Raw genomic sequence first — 15650 nt, forward strand, 5'->3', positions numbered from 1 at the left:
GCGGCGGTGGCACCGCACGGTGCCCGGTCGGTGGTGCTCGCTCATCGTCGTACCCCCAGGGTTGTCGGGACGGCTCGATCGGCCGGAGTCGGGCCGGGGACGGCCCAGCCGGCCGGAGTCAGGCCGAGGGTGACCAGTTCGTCGCGGGCGAAGGCCAGCTCGGCGGCGATCCCGAGGGCCAGCTCCGCATCGGTGCGCGGCCGCCGCGCCGCCGGCAGCACCCCCCAGGTGTACGTCTCGACGTCCAGGTGGTCGCAGCCGGCGGTCGGGCCGGCGAGCAGCGCGGCCAGCGCGGTGCGCAGCACCGGCAGGGTGGAGGTCAGCGGCGGCTCGGGCGGGGCGTGCAGCGGCACGTGGTAGTGCACCCGCCACGCCCCGGGCAGCCGCGCGGCCAGCGCGGCGTCCAGGTCGTCGGCCGCGTACGCCGGGTCGGCCGGGTCGGCGACATGGGCGCAGCCGGCGGTGCGGGTCTGGTGCAGGAAGCGGGGCTCGACCCAGCGGCCCAGCGCCTCGGCGTCGGCGACCGGGTCGGCCGCCTCCAGCGCGGCGGAGACCTGCACCTTGACCACCGGCAGGCCGGCGGCGCGCAGCCGGGCCAGCGCCTCGACGGGCTCCTCCCAGGCGCAGGCGAGGTGGGCCAGGTCGAGACAGATCCCGAGCCGCTCCGGGTCGAGGCCGGCCAGCAGCGCGGCGGCCTGCCCGCTGCTCTCCACCACGCACCCCGGCTCCGGTTCGAAACCCACCCGCACCGGGCGGCCGGTGTCGCGTTCCACCTCGGCCAGCCCGGCGGTGAGCGCGTCGAGCCGGTGACGGGCCGCCTCGGCGTGCGCCGCGTCCCAGGGCTGCCGCCAGGCCAGCGGCAGGGTGGAGATCGATCCCCGGGCGGCGTCGTCGGGGAGCAGGTCGGCCAGCACCCGGGCCAGGTCGAGGGTGTAGCGCAGCCGCTGCCCGGTGGTCCAGTCCGGGTGGTAGACCGCGCCCTTGACCACCGGGGCCTGGAAGGCCGCGTACGGGAAGCCGTTGAGGGTGACCACCTCCAGCCCCCGGTGGGTCAGCTCGGCGCGCAGCCGGCGGCGGGCGGCCGGGTCGGCGGCCAGCTCGGCGGCGACCGGGGCGGCCAGCCACAGCCCCAGGCCGAGCAGGTCGGTGCCGAGCGCCTCGCGCACCGGCAGGGCGTACGTGTCGAGCTGGGCGAGGATGCCGGCGGTGTCCTCGGCGGGGTGCACGTTGGTGCAGTAGCCGAGGTGGACGGTGCTGCCGTCGGCGTGCCGCAGCCGCATCAGTCGCCGCCGCGCAGGATGGAGTTGCCCTCGAAGGTGCCGGTGGCCGGGGCGTCCAGGTCGGTCAGGTCGAGCCGGCCGGACTGCCCGTAGAACTCCACCGGGTTGCGCCAGAGCACCCGGTCGACGTCGTCGTCGGTGAACCCGGCGGCCAGCATCGCCTCGCCGGTGGCCCGGGTCAGCAGCGGGTCGGAGCGGCCCCAGTCGGCGGCCGAGTTGACCAGCATCCGCTCGGTGCCGTACGTGCGCAGCAGCTCCACCATCCGCGGCGGCGACATCTTGGTGTCCGGATAGATGGAGAAACCCAGCCAGCAGCCGCTGTCCCGGGCCAGCTTCACGGTCACCTCGTTGAGGTGGTCCAGCGCCACCCGGCCGGGGGCGATGCCGCTCTCGGCGACCACCGCGAGGCTGCGTTCGACGCCACGCGCCTTGTCCCGGTGCGGGGTGTGCACGAGGGCGGGCAGGGCGTGGTCGACGGCCAGGGCGAGCTGGGTGGCGAACGCCTCGTCCTCGGCCGGCGTCATGTCGTCGTAGCCGATCTCGCCGACCGCGACCACCGCGTCCTTCTCCAGGTAGCGGGGCAGCAGGTCGAGCACCGGGCGGCAGCGCGGGTCGTTGGCCTCCTTGGGGTTCAGCGCCACGGTGGCGTGGTGCCGGACCCCGAACTGCCCGGCCCGGAACGGCTCCCAGCCGATCAGCGAGTCGAAGTAGTCGGCGAAGGAGGCGGCGCTGGTGCGCGGCTGCCCCAGCCAGAAGGCCGGCTCGACCACGGCGCGGACCCCGGCGGCGGCCATCCGCTCGTAGTCGTCGGTGGTCCGCGACGTCATGTGGATGTGCGGGTCGAAGATGCGCATGTCACGCCTCCCTGATGGTGAGCCGGTCGAGCAGTGCGGTGGCGTCGGCGGGGAGCTGCCGGCCGGCGGCGTGCCGTTCCGCGGCGAGCGCGGCGAGCATGGCGGCCAGCTCGGCGTCGGCCCGGTCGTCCAGGTCGGCGACGGCGGCCAGCGGCACCCCGATGAACACGCACTTGAGCACCGCCTGCCGCCAGGCGTCCGCCGTCAGGTGCCGGGCGTACGGGCCGAGTGCGGCGGCGACCAGCCGGGTGTCGTTGGTGCGGATCGCGTCGTGCAGCAGCGACACTCCGGCAGTGCCGATCGGCAGCAGCGGCAGGGCCTTGAGCACGGCCCGCTTCTCGGCGGCGTCGCCGTGCCGGTAGACCTCCTCGGCCTGCCCGGCGGCCTGGTCGGCGGGGAGCGCGGCCAGCAGCAGCGCCCGCGCCGCCTCGTCGGCGGTCCAGCCGGGGGCGCCGGGCAGGTCGTGCCGGCCGCACCGCCGGGCGGCGGCCGGGAACGACCGCGCCACCGTGCCGGGCTCGGCCGCGGCGCGGCGCAGCGCGGTCTCCAGCCAGTCGGGATCGGGTACGCCCTCCAGCGCGGTCCGCAGTCGATCCGGTGTCATCCGTCTCCCCTCCCCAGGTGTGTGCGCTCGGCGGTGGTCAGTCCACCCCGGTGGTGCGGTCGGCCCCGACGGGCGCGGGTGGTGCGCCCGGGTCGAGGCCGGCGTGCCGGGCGGCGGTACGCAGGAAGTCCAGCGACCGGGCCGCCACGGTGGGCGCGGCGTGCGAGTGCCGGGGCAGCTCCACGGCGACCAGTCCCCGGTAGCCGGCGTCGGCCAGGGCCCGCAGCACCGGCGGGAAGTCGATTTCGCCGGTGCCGAACTCCAGGTGCTCGTGCACCCCCCGGCGCATGTCGTCGATCTGCACGTTGACCAGGTGCTCGGCCACCTGGTGCACGCAGTCCGGCACGCTCGACGACTCCAGGCAACGGCAGTGTCCGATGTCGAGGGTGATCCCGAAGCAGGCCGGCTCACCGAGGGCCCGGTGCAGCCGACGCCAGCCGGCGATGTCCTCGACCAGCATTCCGGGCTCCGGTTCGAAGCCCAGCCGCACCCCGGCCCGGTCGGCGGCGGCAACCACCGTGGCGCACCCGGCGACCAGCCGGTCCCACGCGACCTCGGGGGCGACGTGGCCGGGCCGGATGCCGGCCCAGCAGGAGACCGCCTCCGCGCCGAGGTCCGCGCCGACCCGCACGGCCCGTTCCAGGAAGTCGATCCGGCCGGCCGGGTCGTCGTGCAGCAACGTCGGGGCGTGTTTGCGCCACGGGTCGAGCAGGAAGCGGGCGCCGGTCTCCACCACCACGCCGAGACCGAGCGCGGCCAGCCGGTGCGCCACCGCGTCGACCCGCCGGGCCAGCCCCGGCGCGTACGGGTCGAGGTGGTCGTGGTCCAGGGTGAGCGCGATCCCCTCGTAGCCGAGGTCGGCCAGCACCGTCAGGGCGTCGTCGAGCCGGTGGTTGGCGAAGCCGTTGGTGCCGTAGCCGAACCGGAGCCGGTCCACCTCGCCGGCCGACGGGCCGGCGGTGGGGTCAGCCGGGCGGTCCGGGGCCGGGCGGCGGCGCGACGTGTCGGCAGCGCCCGTGGCGGCCGGCGCGACGGCGTGCGGGGTGGTCATGTCGGGGAGAGCTTCCGGGCCAGCCGGCCGCCCAGCGGCGCGGCGAGCGCGACCAGCGCACCGAGCAGGCCGGCGCCGGCCCGTGCGGTGAGCGCGCCCTGCAACGAGGGCAGCCCGGTGATGCCGGCCCCGACGGCCGCCCGGACCCGACCGGCGGTGGGGTCGGCGGCCACCCGGACCTGCGCGCCGCCGTACCGGGCGACGTACCAGCCGGCCAGTCCGACCGGCAGCGCGGCGGCGAGCGACCGGCCGACACCGGCGGCACCGGCGCGGACGCCCGGTGCGGTGCGGCGACCGGGGTCACCGGCCGCGCCGGTCGCCGCCGGCACCGCGTCGTCCCCCGGGGTCGGCCGGCCGGTGCCCGGGGTCGACCGGTGGGTGGGGCGGGGCAGGGTGGTGGCGGCCAGCGCGACCAGGGCGGTGCCGGCGAGGGTACGCCGGGGCAGGGCGACGTCGGCCCCGCTGACCTCACGCCGGGACAGGGCGGTGACCGTCCAGGTGTGCGCGGCGACGGTCAGCGCCGCCGGCAGCGCCCGGACCGGTCGGCCCGACGACGCGCCGAGCAGCACGTCCAGCCCCCGGCAGGCGGCCATCACGGCGGGACCGGCGGCGGTGTTCTTCGCTGCCAGGTCGTACCCCCAGATGGTGGCGGCGAGCGGGAGCGCGACGGCGGTGGCCCGTCGGCCGCCCACGGCGGCGGCCAGGCCCAGGCCGGCGGCGGTCAGTCCGACGGCGACCCCGGCGGCGGCGGTCGGGCTGATCCGGCCACTCGGGATCGGCCGTTCCGGGCGTTCCTCGGCGTCCAGCCGGCGGTCCGCCCAGTCGTTGGCGGCCATCCCGGCCCAGTAGAGCAGGACCGACGCGCCGGCCAGCCCGGCGGTACGCGGGCCGAGCACCCCGGCCGCCGCCGCCCCGGCCACCAGATCCCCCGGTACGGAGAGCGCGGCCGGCGCCCGGACCAGCTCGGCCAGGTCGGCCACGCTGGTCACCCGGCACCCCCGGCGTGCAGGTCCCGGGTGAAGTCGACCAGCCGCTGCCACTGCTCACTCAGCGAGTGGGTGGGGGCGTCGATCGGGTCCTTGAAGAAGAAGGCCAGCTCGGGCAGGGGGCCGACCCGGCCGGCGGCGTGCGCGGCGGCGGTGAGTCGGGCCAGGTCCAGCACCAGCGGGGCGGCCAGCGCGGAGTCGCAGCCGTGCCAGGTGAACTCCATCCGCATCCCGGTGCCGAGGAACCCGGCAAAGGTGATCAGGTCCCAGGCGGTCTTGAAGTCGCCCAGGTCCTCGACGTACTCGATCCGGGTGCCCCCCTGCGGCACGTAGCCCAGCGTCTCGCCGAGGACCCGCTGCTTGCTGTCCACCTTGGCGGCGTTGGCACCCGGCTCGGCCAGGGTCGCCCCGTCGCCGCCACCGAGCAGGTTGACCCCGGACCAGGAGCGCACCGCCAGGTGACGCATCGCGAACATCGGGGCGAGCACCGACTTGACCAGGGTCTCCCCGGTCTTGCCGTCGTGCCCGGCGTACGGCAGGCCACGCTGGGCGGCCAGCGCGGCGAGCGCCGGCAGGCGCAGCCCGGTGGACGGGGTGAAGTCGACGTAGGGGCAGCCCGCCTCGACGGCCGCGTACGCGTACAGCGAGCTGGGCGGCAGCACCTCGTCGGGGCCGGCGAGCGCGGCCCGCAGGGCGTCCGGATCGGCGTGGCCGGGGTGCGGCGACGGGGCCGGTTCGGTGGCGGAGACGTTGACCACCACCACCCGGTCGAGCTGGTGCCGGTCGCGGAACGCGGTCAGGTCGGCGGTGATCGTGGCGGCCCGGTCGGCCTGGCTGCCGCCGGTCGGTGCGGGCCGCAGGTCGTCCTCGACGGCGGTCAGGTCGGCGGCGAGGGCGGTGGCCAGCCGGCCGGGCAGCACCCCGGCGGCGGCGAGCGCGTCGGCGCGCTTCGTCAGCGGGGTGGTGGCCACGTCGTGGCCGCCGAAGACCAGGTCGGCGAAGGTGGGCAGGGCGGGCCCGCGCAGGTCGGGCAGTTCGGTGACGCAGCCGGTGGGGGCGGTGAGGCCGGCCCGCAGGGCGAGGCCTCCGACGATGCCGGTGGTCGCGACGGAACCGCGCGCTCCCACCAGCCAGACACCCGTACGCATGGTGCTCCTTCCGGATGGAAACGTGCTGTCGGTCGGTCGTGCTGTCGGGGCGCGGGGTGGCCCCGCCCGCCCGGTCGTCCGGGGTGGCACCGGGCACGGCGCAGACGTCGGCGGCGTCGACGCCACACCCGGTTCCCGGACGGCGTGCGGGCGGGGCTGGCAGGCAGGGCCGGTTCGGCGTCTCGGCCCTGCCTCCCCGCATCCGGCCGACGGCGGCGGCGCGCCCTCGGCCGGACGAATGGTGGTGGTGACCCGGATTCCCCAGGGGTAATCGAATCACACTCATCTATGTTCCTACTATCGGCCCTCCGGTGCGACCGGGGAATCCCGGTCCGGCCGCACCGGACGGCCATCGTGCGCGTGTCCCGGGCCGGGTGGCCCGGGTGCGCGCCCTCCACTGCCGACCCCGGCCCGGCCGCGGGGCGCAACCGCGGCCGGTCCCTCGCCGGTCGACGGCGGAGTGCCTGGTCAGACGGCGAGCGCGGCCAGGGCCTGCTCGACGTCGGTCCACTGGGAACCGAGTTCCGCCGAACGGGTCACCGCGTCCAGCACCAGCTGGACCTGCAACGCGTCGGCGAACGACGGGGTCGGGTCGACGCCGTTGGCGACCGCCTCGACGAAGTCGCGCATCTCGTGCGTGAAGGAGTGCTCGTAGCCGATGATGTGACCCGGCGGCCACCACGCCGCCATGTACGGGTGCTCGGCCTCGGTGACCAGGATCCGGGCGAATCCCTGCTCGGTCGCCGGCCGGGTGGCGTCATAGAACTCCAGCTCGTTGAGGCGTTCCAGGTCGAACACCACCGAGCCGAGCGAACCGTTGATCTCCACCCGGAGCGCGTTCTTGCGGCCGGTGGCGAACCGGGTCGCCTCGTACGTGGCCAGTGCGCCGTCGTCGAGCCGGGCCACGAAGATCGCGGCGTCGTCGACGGTGACCGTGCCGGTCGCCGTCGCGGTGCCGTCCACCTCGGCGGCCAGGCCGCTCGACGCGCCCGGCAACGGGCGCTCCTTGACGAACGTCTCGGTCACCGCGCTGACCCCGGTGATCCGTTGGCCGGTCACGAACTGGGTCAGGTCGATGATGTGCGCCCCGATGTCGCCGAGGGCACCGGAACCCGCCTTGTCCTTGTCCAGCCTCCAGACCAGGGGGAACTGCGGATCGACGATCCAGTCCTGGAGATACGTCGCGCGGACGTGCCGGATCGTCCCGAGCCGGCCTTCGTCGACCAACTGTCGCATCAGCGCGACGGCGGGCACCCGACGGTAGTTGAACCCGCACATGGACCGGACCCCGGCGGCCCCGGCGGTGGCTGCGGCGGCGGTCATCGCCCGCGCCTCGGCCACCGTGTTGGCCAGCGGTTTCTCGCAGATCACATGCTTGCCGGCGGCGAGCGCGGCAAGGGCGATCTCGGCGTGGCTGTCACCTGGGGTGCAGATGTCGACCACGTCGATGTCGTCCGAGGCGACCAGGGCACGCCAGTCTGTGGTGTGCGTGTCCCAGCCCAGCCGGTCGGCTGCCTCGGCGACCTTCGCGGCGTCCCGGCCGCAGATCTGCGTCATCCGAACCCGGGCAGGCAGGTCGTACACCCGGTTCACGGTCCGCCACGCCTGTGAGTGCGCGGCGCCCATGAACGAGTAGCCGATCATGCCGACCCGGAGTTCGCGGTGATGAGTGGACAAGGTGGGTCTCCCCCCGTGTATCAGAACCCGAGCTTGAGGTAGCTGCTCGCGTTCTCCTTGGTGATCGTCTCCGAGGCGAGGACGATCACCTTGGGCACCTGGAGTTCCACCAGGTCGGACATGCCCTTACCCTGGGCGATCAGGCGGGCCAGGGAGATGGCCGAGGAGGCCATCGACGGGCTGTAGGTCACGGTCGCCTTGAGCACCGTGTTGTCGGCCTGGATGTCCTCCATGGCCTTCTTCGAGCCGGCGCCGCCGACCATGAAGAACTCCTTGCGGTTGGCCTGGTTCACCGCGGCCAGGACACCGATGCCCTGGTCGTCGTCGTGGTTCCAGACCGCGTCGATCTTCGGCAGCGCCTGGAACAGGCCGGTGGCGGCCTGCTGGCCGGAGTCGGCGGTGAACTCCGCCGGCCGCCGGTTGGCCACCTTGAAACCGGCTGCGGCCAGCGTGTCGGCGAAGCCCTTGGAGCGCTGCTGGGTCAGCTCCAGCGAGTCGATGCCCGGGATCTCACCGATGATCGGGGCGCTGACGCCCTTGGCCTTGAGCTGCGCCACGATGTAGTTCGCGGCGGCCACGCCCATGCCGTAGTTGTCGCCCGAGATCTGGAGGCGGTAGGCCAGCGCGTCCGGGAAGGCGCGGTCCAGGTTGACCACCGGGATACCGGCCTTCATCGCCTCCAGGCCGAAGGCGTTGAGCTCCTTGCCGTCGTGCGGCAGCACCACGATGACGTCCGGCTTCTGGGCGACCAGGGTGGACAGCGCGGCCCGCTGGGCCGCCGCGTCCGCGCCCGCCTCGACGGTCTTGAAGTCCACGTCGGAGTACGCGCCGGCCTGCGCCTTGGCGTTGTTGGTGATGGCGGCGATCCAGCCGTGGTCGGCGGCGGGGGCGGAGAAGCCGACGGTGACCTTCTTGCCGGGGGCGGCGTTGCCACCACCGGAGTTGTCGGCCGCCTTGGTCTGCGCCGCGGTCGGTGTGGACTCGTTGCTGGTGCAGCCGGCGAGGAGCACACCGGCGCCGACCGCCGCGCTGCCGAAGAGCATCCGGCGACGGGACAGGTCACGGGGCTGGGTCATGACGACCTCCTGAAATGACGGATGGTGGGGGTGAAAAAGGTGGTGCTGATCCCGGCCACCGTCGGTGGCCGCCGGAATGCGATGGTGCGGAGGGTAGGGACGCGCCCGGTGGGGGCGGCGCGTCCGGTCAGCCGGAGGTGGTGGCCTTCTGGCGGCCGAAGAACTGGGTGACGCTGCGGAACTGCACCTGCTGGATCAGGACGGCGCCGACGATGATGCCGCCCTTGACCATGTTCTGCGCCTCGGTGGACAGGCCGTTGATGGCGAAGAGGTTGGTGATGGTGGAGAAGATCAGCACCCCGAGCAGGGAGCCGACGATGGTGCCCCGGCCGCCGCTGAGCAGCGTGCCGCCGATGATGGCCGCGGCGATCGCGTCCAGCTCGTACAGGTTGGCCATGGCCGCCTGGGCGGAGTTGGCCTGCGCGGTCAGCATGATCGCGGCGATGCCGCAGCAGAGTCCGGAGAGCGCGTAGAGCAGCAGGGTGTGCCGCCGGACGTTGATCCCGGCGAGCCGGGCCGCCTCGGGGTTGCCGCCGACGGCGACCGTACGCCGACCGAAGGTGGTCCGGTTGAGCAGCACCCAACCGGCGGCGACCACGGCGGCCAGGATGTAGACCAGCAGCGGGATGCCGAGCACGTCGGTGCTGGCGATGCCGTTGATGAAGGAGTTGTTCGACACCTGGGTCTGCTTACCGGAGATCTGCGCGGCCAGGCCCCGGGCGGCGACCATCATGGCCAGTGTGGCGATGAACGCCACCAACCGCCCGTAGGAGATGAGCACCCCGTTGACCACTCCGACCGCCGTGCCGACCACGATCGCGGTGAAGATCATGCCGCCGGCGCCGTAGCTCTGGGTGGCGAGCGTGGTCGCCCACACTCCGGCGAGGGCGACGATCGCGCCGACCGACAGGTCGATGCCGCCGCCGATGATCACGAAGGTCATCCCGACAGTGACCACCCCGACCACCGAGGCGAGCTTGAGGATGGTCAGCGTGTTGCCCCACACCCAGTCCGGGTTGGAGTAGAGGTCCCAACGGGTGGCGGCGCCGATCACGACCAGCACCACCAGCACGCCGATCAGGCCGAGGTTACGCTTCGCGCCCTCGCCCCCGTCGCCCTGCCAGAAGGACAACCCGCCCGCCCGGGGCTTCTCCTTGAGCGACGCCGTCACCGCCGGGTCGACCGGCGGGGACTGCGCCGGCAGGTCGGCCGGCCGGTCCGGTGTCGCGGTCCCGGTCGACTCACTCATACCGTCACCTCGTTATGCTCACTGCGCTCGCTCATGCCGGCGCGCCTTCCATCAGAGACCCCGCCATGACGAGGTCGAGCACGGTGTTCTCGTCCAGTTCGCCGGCGGGCGCCTCGCGCACCATCCGGCCCTCGCGCATCACCAGCACCCGGTCGGCCAGGCCGAGCACCTCGGGTACCTCGCTGGAGACCAGCAGTACGCCGACCCCCTGGGCGGCCAGGCCGCGGATCACCCGGTACAGCTCGGCACGGGCCCCCACGTCCACCCCCCGGGTCGGCTCGTCGAGCAGCAGCAGCCGGGTGTCGCCGAGCAGCCAGCGCCCGACCACCACCTTCTGCTGGTTGCCGCCGGACAGGGTGCGTACCGCCCGGCGCACGTCGTTGGGCCGGAGCTGGAGTTCGTCGGCGATCCGTTCCGCCTCGGCCCGTTCCCGCCCGGCGTTGGTGAAGCCGAGGCGGGCGTACCGGGTGAAGGTCGCCAGGGTGACGTTGCGGTGGATCGGCTCGCCGAGCAGCAGCGCCTGGCTCTTGCGCTCCTCCGGGGCCATCCCCATGCCGGCCCGTACGGCCGCGCCGACGCTGCCCGGACGCAGGGGCCGACCGCCCATCCGGACGGTGCCGGACTCGGCGCGGCGGGCCCCGTAGATCGTCTCCAGCAGTTCCGAGCGGCCGGAGCCGACCAGCCCGGCGATGCCGACGATCTCACCGGGGCGGACGCTGAGCGAGACGTCGGCGAACTCGCCGGTCCGGCTCAACCCCTCGACCCGCAGCAGGTCCGCCGCGGCGGCCGGCGCGGTGGGACGGTCCGGGAAGACGTACTCGATGTTGCGGCCGGTCATCCGGGCCACCAGGTCGCGGGTCGGGGTCTCCCGGGCCGGCAGGTTCGCCGCGGTGGTCCGACCGTCCTTGAGTACGGTGACCCGGTCGCCGATCTCGCGGATCTCCTCCATCCGGTGCGAGATGTAGATGACCGCGATGCCCTGGGCGGTGAGTTCCCGGATGATCCGGAACAGGTTGTCGACCTCGTCGTGGGCCAGCACCGCGCTCGGCTCGTCCATGATGATCAGTCGGGCCTCGTGGGACAGCGCGCGGGCCATGCTGACCACCTGCTTGCCGGCGGCAGGCAGGGCCCGCACCATCCGGCCGGGCGGGATCTCGCCGTGGCCGAGCCGGCTCAGGATCTCCCGGGTACGCCGGGCCATGTGGCCGCGTCGGACGAACCCGGCGACCTTCGGCTCGTGGCCGAGGAAGGCGTTCTCCGCGACCGACAGGTCCTCGACCAGGTCGAGTTCCTGGTAGATGGTGGCGATGCCGGCGCGCATGGCGGCCTGCGGGTTGGCGAAGTGCGCCGGTTCGCCGCGCCACTGCACCTGGCCGGAGTCCGGCCGGTGCACCCCGGCGAGCACCTTGATCAGGGTGGACTTGCCAGCGCCGTTCTGCCCGAGCAGGCAGTGCACCTCACCGGCCCGCACCTCCAGCTGCACACCGTCGAGGGCGCGTACCCCGGGGAAGGTCTTGACCACGTCGGTCAGCCGCAGCACGACCTCACCGGCGACGGTGTCGGCGGGCGCCTCGACCAGCGGGCTGTCCCCGGAGGGGGTCGATTCGGTGCTCATCGCGGATACTCCGTTCGCGACTGCGGGGCTCGCAAAACCGGCTCACTCCTCGCGCTCACGATGCCTCCCCGAAGGCGACGTCGCTGGCGAGGACGGCCGCACCGGCCACTCCGGCGCGCGGTCCCAGCTCGGACAGGACGACCGGCAGGTTGCCGGTGGCCAGCGGCAGCGAGCGGCGGTACACCACGCTGCGGATCTCGGCGAGCAGGATGTGCCCGAGGTGGGCCAGCCCGCCGCCGATGACGATCATCGACGGGTTGGTGAAGCTGACCAGCCCGGCCAGCACCTGCCCGACCCGGCGGCCCCCGTCACGGATGAGCTGGATGCAGACGACGTCGCCCTCGATCGCCGCCTCCGCGACGTCGCGGGCGGAGACCGCGCCCCGCTCGGCGAGCCGCTCGGCCAGCGCGGGCGAGGTGCCGGTACGGGCGGCGACGCCGGCCTCCCGGGCCAGGGCCGCTCCGCTGAACACGGCCTCCAGGCAACCGGTGTTGCCGCAGGAGCAGGTCGGACCGCCGGCGTCGGCCTGGATGTGGCCGATGTCCCCGGCACAGCCGTCGGTGCCCCGGTAGACGTCGCCGCTGAGGTAGATCCCACACCCTATTCCGGTGCCGATCTTGATAAAGAGGAAGTCGTCGACCGAGTGCGCCACCCCCCCGTGCCGCTCACCGATCGCCATGATGTTGACGTCGTTGTCGACCACCGCCGGGCAGCCGTGCTCCCGGCTGAGCAGCTCGCGCACCGGGTAGCGGTCCCAGCCGGGCATGATCGGCGGTGACACCGGCAGCCCGTCGCGGAAGCTCACCGGCCCGGGTACGCCGACGCCGACGCCGTTGAGCCGCTCGTACGCCCCGTCCACCCGGGCCTTGTGCAGCAGGTCGTTGACCCGGTGCAGGATGACCTTCGGGCCGGAGCGGATGTCGGCGACCTCGGCGTACGCGGCGACCGGCTCCAGCCGCCCGTTGACCACCTCGACGTCGATCGAGCTGGCGCCCAGGTCGACGGCGGCGAACCGGAGGTCGGGGTTCAACTCGACCAGGGTGGAGCGACGACCGCCCCGGGAGGCGGCCAGTCCGGCCTCGGCCACCAGGCCCAGCCCGACCAGGCGCTCCAACTCGGTGAGGAGCCGGGGTCGGGGCATCTGCAACCGGTCGCCCAGCTCTGCCCGAGACGCGGGCCCCTCGTCGCGGAGCAGCCGCAACAGCTGCACATGCAGGGGATCTGCCGCCCGCACGGGACTCACCTCCGTCTCACGGTTCACATTGACGTCACGCCGATGTGTTGTGGTCGACACAGTAGGAGACTTCCGAGGGGCATGTCCATACCTTCAGTCGTTCCGTCGGCAACTTTTGTCCGAAAGAACAAAAGCTACTAGTGGATCAAGAAAAGGTTGACAGACCGGAAAACTGCCACAACGACCTGCTACCGCCACCGGGTGACCCTCGCACACCGGGCCCACGCCGGGCGAGAGAACCGTTACCGCATCAGGCGGGGTCGTGACAAGCCACCGCCCCACCACGTGGCACGTGGCGGGGCGGGTGCGGCATGGCGGGCGGCGAGCGGCGCGGGAACGCGGCCGGACGCCTCAGCGGCCGGGGGCGGCGTTGCGCTTCTTGCGCAGCTTGCGGTCGTCGCGCAGCTCGACGTACGGCTCCTCGTCGGGGTCGTGGCCGGCGGAGATCGCCCGGCCCCGCTCCAGCTCGGCGTCGAACTCGGCACCCAGCAGGATCGCGAGGTTGCTCAGCCAGAGCCAGATCAGGAAGATGATCACGCCGGCCAGCGCGCCGTAGGTCTTGTTGTAGGACCCGAAGTTGCTCACGTACAGGGCGAAGAGGCCGGAGACGAGCAGCCACAGCAGCACCGCCAGCACGCCTCCCGGGCTGACCCAGCGGAAACCGCCGTGCCGGGCGTTGGGCGACGCCCAGTAGAGGATGGCGAACATCAGGCTGACCAGCACCAGCAGCACCGGCCACTTGGCGATGTTCCACACCGTCACCGCCGTGGAGCCGAGCCCGATCGCGCTGCCGACCTGCTCGGCGAGGCCGCCGGTGAAGACCACGATCACCGCGGCGGCGAGCAGCAGCACACCCACCAGGGCGGTCACCCCGAGCCGGATCGGCAGCGTCTTCCACACCGGCCGCCCCTCCGGCACGTCGTAGATGCTGTTCGAGGCACGCATGAACGCGCCCACGTAGCCGGAGGCCGACCAGAAGGCGGCGACCAGACCGATGATCGCGGCGACGCTGGCCAGCCCACCCGACTGGCCGGCCTGGTCGATCGCGGTCTCGATGATGGTGCGGATGTTCTCCTCCGGCACCACCTGACCGACCGTGTCCCGGACCCCGCTGGTGGCCCGCTCGCCGAGCAGACCGAGGATCGAGAGCAGCACCAGCATCCCGGGGAAGATCGACAGCACCCCGTAGTAGGTCAGCGCGGCGGCCCAGTCGGTCAGGCTGTCCTCCTGGAACTCCCGTCCGGTGCGCTTGAGCGCCGCCTTCCAGTCCGCACGGGGCAGGTCGGTGGGGCTGTCCGGGCCGTCGTCGGGACCGACCGGCCGGGTACGCGCGTCCGCCTCCCGCCGCTCACCGGAGCGCCGTTCACCGGACCGGTCCCGGTCGTGCCGGGCTGCGGTCACGGTGCCCGCGTCGTCGCGGTCGGCGTGGGTCTCGTCGGAGGCCATCGCCCCTCCTCGGGGATCTGCGGATGTCGCCCTCCGACATGCCCCGCCGAAGCCGCCGACTAACCCCGACCAGCAACAGGGGCGACGATGGGATAGCGCCTCCCTACGGCCGGGCGTGCTGCGGTGACGAAGCCACTCGATCGTTCCGGGGCTCAGGTGACCCCGCTATGACCTCCTGGTCATTCCGGCGACGAATGCGCGCCAGGCGTACGGATCAAAGGCCAGTACCGGCCCACTCGGGTCCTTGGAATCCCGCACGATCACCACGCCGGACAGGTTGTCCGCCACCTCGACGCAGTTTCCGCCATCCGGGCCGCTACGAGTGCTCTTACGCCATCGGGCGTCGCTCAGGTCCATGTCTCTGCCACTTCCGCCATCAGTTCGAGGGACTGCTGCTGCGATAGTGCCTCACCACGGATCGACTCCCACACCTCGACCATCTGCCGCACGTAGTCGGTCCGGTCGATCACCTGCCCATGACGCTGTCCCGCGAGGTAGACAAGGTCCTCTGCGTGCTGTGACGAGGCAAGCACGAAGGGTCCGCCGAGCCCCACGTATGCCCCAGCCGCCATCGGCACCACCTGGATTCGAACCCGAGGTAGCGTCGAGCCAACCTTCACCAGATGAAGCAATTGCTCGCGCATCAGTTCCGGCCCTCCGATGCAGCGATGCAGCACGTGCTCGTCGATTACGGCGGTGAATAGAGGTGGCCGCTCCCGGTGGAGTATCGCCTGGCGATCCAGGCGGGTCGTCACGTGGTGCTCGATCTCGTCAGGGGCGAACAGTCCGCCGCCGGAGAGTAGCGCGTGAGCATAAGCCTCGGTCTGCAACAGCCCCGGCACGCAGAGCGGTTCGAATGTGCGCAGCGCAGTGGCTTCCTGCTCGATGCCCGCCCAGTCGCGAAACCAGGGCACCACGGTTTCCCGGCTGATCCGCTTCTGGATGCGCTCGAACCGGCCGTCGGTGGTGAACACCGTGTCGCAGCGACGCGCGAAGTCCAGACTCGGCCGGCGCTCGCAGGTCTCCACCTTGGCCACCAGCGCGCCCGAATAGCTCAGCGCCTCGGCCAGCGTCGCCTGGGACATGCCGTGGGCGGCCCGCGCGAGCCGCATCTCCTCCGCGAAGTGGTCCAGCATCGACGAGTGCTCCACCAGACAGCCTCCGTACATCCTCGTACCACCCGGAGCCGGCCGGCCCACGCCCCGGCCGTCGGCACGGCGAATCCCCCACCGTAGCCGAGACATCTACAGACTGTCACTCAGCGGGACCGCTCCCGGGATCGGACGGCGGGCGGAACCAGGCCGGGAGCGTCCGCCGGTGACGACGTCGGCGGGCGCTCCCCTCCACTCTCGACGGAGGCTCGACCATGCGACTGCTGCTCCGGCCGCGCTCCGCACTCTCGCGGTGCCACAGCCCGCGACCTGGCGGAC

14 protein-coding genes are annotated in these 15650 nt (G+C 73.1%); all 14 read right to left on the reverse strand.

The features are described from left to right. Positions 1-41: 41 nt before the first annotated feature. The gene (gene eboE, locus GA0070216_RS03230) at positions 42-1280 is read right to left on the reverse strand and encodes a metabolite traffic protein EboE (protein ID WP_091238417.1); all 1239 of its coding nucleotides are present in this window, start codon (positions 1278-1280) and stop codon (positions 42-44) included. Continuing rightward, on the reverse strand, positions 1280-2134 hold the full coding sequence (locus tag GA0070216_RS03235) for a TatD family hydrolase (RefSeq protein ID WP_091238420.1): 855 nt from the start codon (positions 2132-2134) through the stop codon (positions 1280-1282). Before GA0070216_RS03235 ends, eboE begins: the two co-directional genes overlap by 1 nt. Position 2135: 1 nt before the next feature. Then, entirely contained in the window at positions 2136-2738 is a 603-nt protein-coding gene (locus GA0070216_RS03240) for an EboA domain-containing protein (RefSeq protein WP_091238423.1), read from the reverse strand. A 37-nt stretch (positions 2739-2775) separates the two neighbouring features. Then, positions 2776-3789, reverse strand: coding sequence for a sugar phosphate isomerase/epimerase family protein (locus GA0070216_RS03245; protein ID WP_091238426.1), 1014 nt, complete (start codon positions 3787-3789; stop codon positions 2776-2778). Next, positions 3786-4778: an SCO3242 family prenyltransferase gene (locus GA0070216_RS03250; protein ID WP_091238429.1), complete on the reverse strand. Its 993-nt coding sequence runs from the start codon at positions 4776-4778 to the stop codon at positions 3786-3788. Before GA0070216_RS03250 ends, GA0070216_RS03245 begins: the two co-directional genes overlap by 4 nt. Beyond that, entirely contained in the window at positions 4775-5923 is a 1149-nt protein-coding gene (locus tag GA0070216_RS03255; protein ID WP_091238431.1) for an inositol-3-phosphate synthase, read from the reverse strand. The genes GA0070216_RS03250 and GA0070216_RS03255 overlap by 4 nt, the downstream gene beginning before the upstream one ends. A gap of 468 nt (positions 5924-6391) precedes the next feature. Then, positions 6392-7567 (reverse strand): Gfo/Idh/MocA family protein, encoded by a 1176-nt coding sequence (locus tag GA0070216_RS03260; RefSeq protein WP_176738816.1) that lies wholly within the window; start codon positions 7565-7567, stop codon positions 6392-6394. 53 nt (positions 7568-7620) lie between these two features. Next, on the reverse strand, positions 7621-8676 hold the full coding sequence (locus GA0070216_RS03265) for a substrate-binding domain-containing protein (protein ID WP_091238437.1): 1056 nt from the start codon (positions 8674-8676) through the stop codon (positions 7621-7623). Positions 8677-8803: 127 nt separating this feature from the next. Then, a complete protein-coding gene (locus tag GA0070216_RS03270; protein WP_091238440.1) occupies positions 8804-9925 on the reverse strand; it encodes an ABC transporter permease in 1122 nt (373 codons plus the stop codon). 31 nt (positions 9926-9956) lie between these two features. Then, on the reverse strand, positions 9957-11540 hold the full coding sequence (locus GA0070216_RS03275) for a sugar ABC transporter ATP-binding protein (protein WP_091238444.1): 1584 nt from the start codon (positions 11538-11540) through the stop codon (positions 9957-9959). Positions 11541-11595: 55 nt separating this feature from the next. After that, complete coding sequence (locus tag GA0070216_RS03280; protein ID WP_091238974.1) at positions 11596-12774, reverse strand: ROK family transcriptional regulator; 1179 nt, start codon at positions 12772-12774, stop codon at positions 11596-11598. A gap of 351 nt (positions 12775-13125) precedes the next feature. Continuing rightward, entirely contained in the window at positions 13126-14220 is a 1095-nt protein-coding gene (locus GA0070216_RS03285) for a YihY/virulence factor BrkB family protein (protein WP_091238447.1), read from the reverse strand. A 165-nt stretch (positions 14221-14385) separates the two neighbouring features. Continuing rightward, the gene (locus GA0070216_RS03290) at positions 14386-14577 is read right to left on the reverse strand and encodes a DUF397 domain-containing protein (RefSeq protein ID WP_091238450.1); all 192 of its coding nucleotides are present in this window, start codon (positions 14575-14577) and stop codon (positions 14386-14388) included. Further along, a complete protein-coding gene (locus GA0070216_RS03295) occupies positions 14568-15371 on the reverse strand; it encodes a helix-turn-helix domain-containing protein (protein WP_245722265.1) in 804 nt (267 codons plus the stop codon). Before GA0070216_RS03295 ends, GA0070216_RS03290 begins: the two co-directional genes overlap by 10 nt. Between the last annotated feature and the right edge of the window lie 279 nt (positions 15372-15650).

Origin of the sequence: Micromonospora matsumotoense, from assembly GCF_900091525.1 — a bacterium.
In the GTDB taxonomy this organism is placed as follows: Bacteria; Actinomycetota; Actinomycetes; order Mycobacteriales; family Micromonosporaceae; genus Micromonospora; species Micromonospora matsumotoensis.

What these genes read in the sequence shown, in the direction of transcription:
- eboE (WP_091238417.1), bottom strand. Translation starts at nt 1,280, where the DNA reads ATGCGGCTGCGGCACGCCGACGGCAGCACCGTCCACCTCGGCTACTGC.
- GA0070216_RS03235 (WP_091238420.1), bottom strand. Translation starts at nt 2,134, where the DNA reads ATGCGCATCTTCGACCCGCACATCCACATGACGTCGCGGACCACCGAC.
- GA0070216_RS03240 (WP_091238423.1), bottom strand. Translation starts at nt 2,738, where the DNA reads ATGACACCGGATCGACTGCGGACCGCGCTGGAGGGCGTACCCGATCCC.
- GA0070216_RS03245 (WP_091238426.1), bottom strand. Translation starts at nt 3,789, where the DNA reads ATGACCACCCCGCACGCCGTCGCGCCGGCCGCCACGGGCGCTGCCGAC.
- GA0070216_RS03255 (WP_091238431.1), bottom strand. Translation starts at nt 5,923, where the DNA reads ATGCGTACGGGTGTCTGGCTGGTGGGAGCGCGCGGTTCCGTCGCGACC.
- GA0070216_RS03260 (WP_176738816.1), bottom strand. Translation starts at nt 7,567, where the DNA reads ATGATCGGCTACTCGTTCATGGGCGCCGCGCACTCACAGGCGTGGCGG.
- GA0070216_RS03265 (WP_091238437.1), bottom strand. Translation starts at nt 8,676, where the DNA reads ATGACCCAGCCCCGTGACCTGTCCCGTCGCCGGATGCTCTTCGGCAGC.
- GA0070216_RS03270 (WP_091238440.1), bottom strand. Translation starts at nt 9,925, where the DNA reads ATGAGTGAGTCGACCGGGACCGCGACACCGGACCGGCCGGCCGACCTG.
- GA0070216_RS03275 (WP_091238444.1), bottom strand. Translation starts at nt 11,540, where the DNA reads ATGAGCACCGAATCGACCCCCTCCGGGGACAGCCCGCTGGTCGAGGCG.
- GA0070216_RS03285 (WP_091238447.1), bottom strand. Translation starts at nt 14,220, where the DNA reads ATGGCCTCCGACGAGACCCACGCCGACCGCGACGACGCGGGCACCGTG.
- GA0070216_RS03290 (WP_091238450.1), bottom strand. Translation starts at nt 14,577, where the DNA reads ATGGACCTGAGCGACGCCCGATGGCGTAAGAGCACTCGTAGCGGCCCG.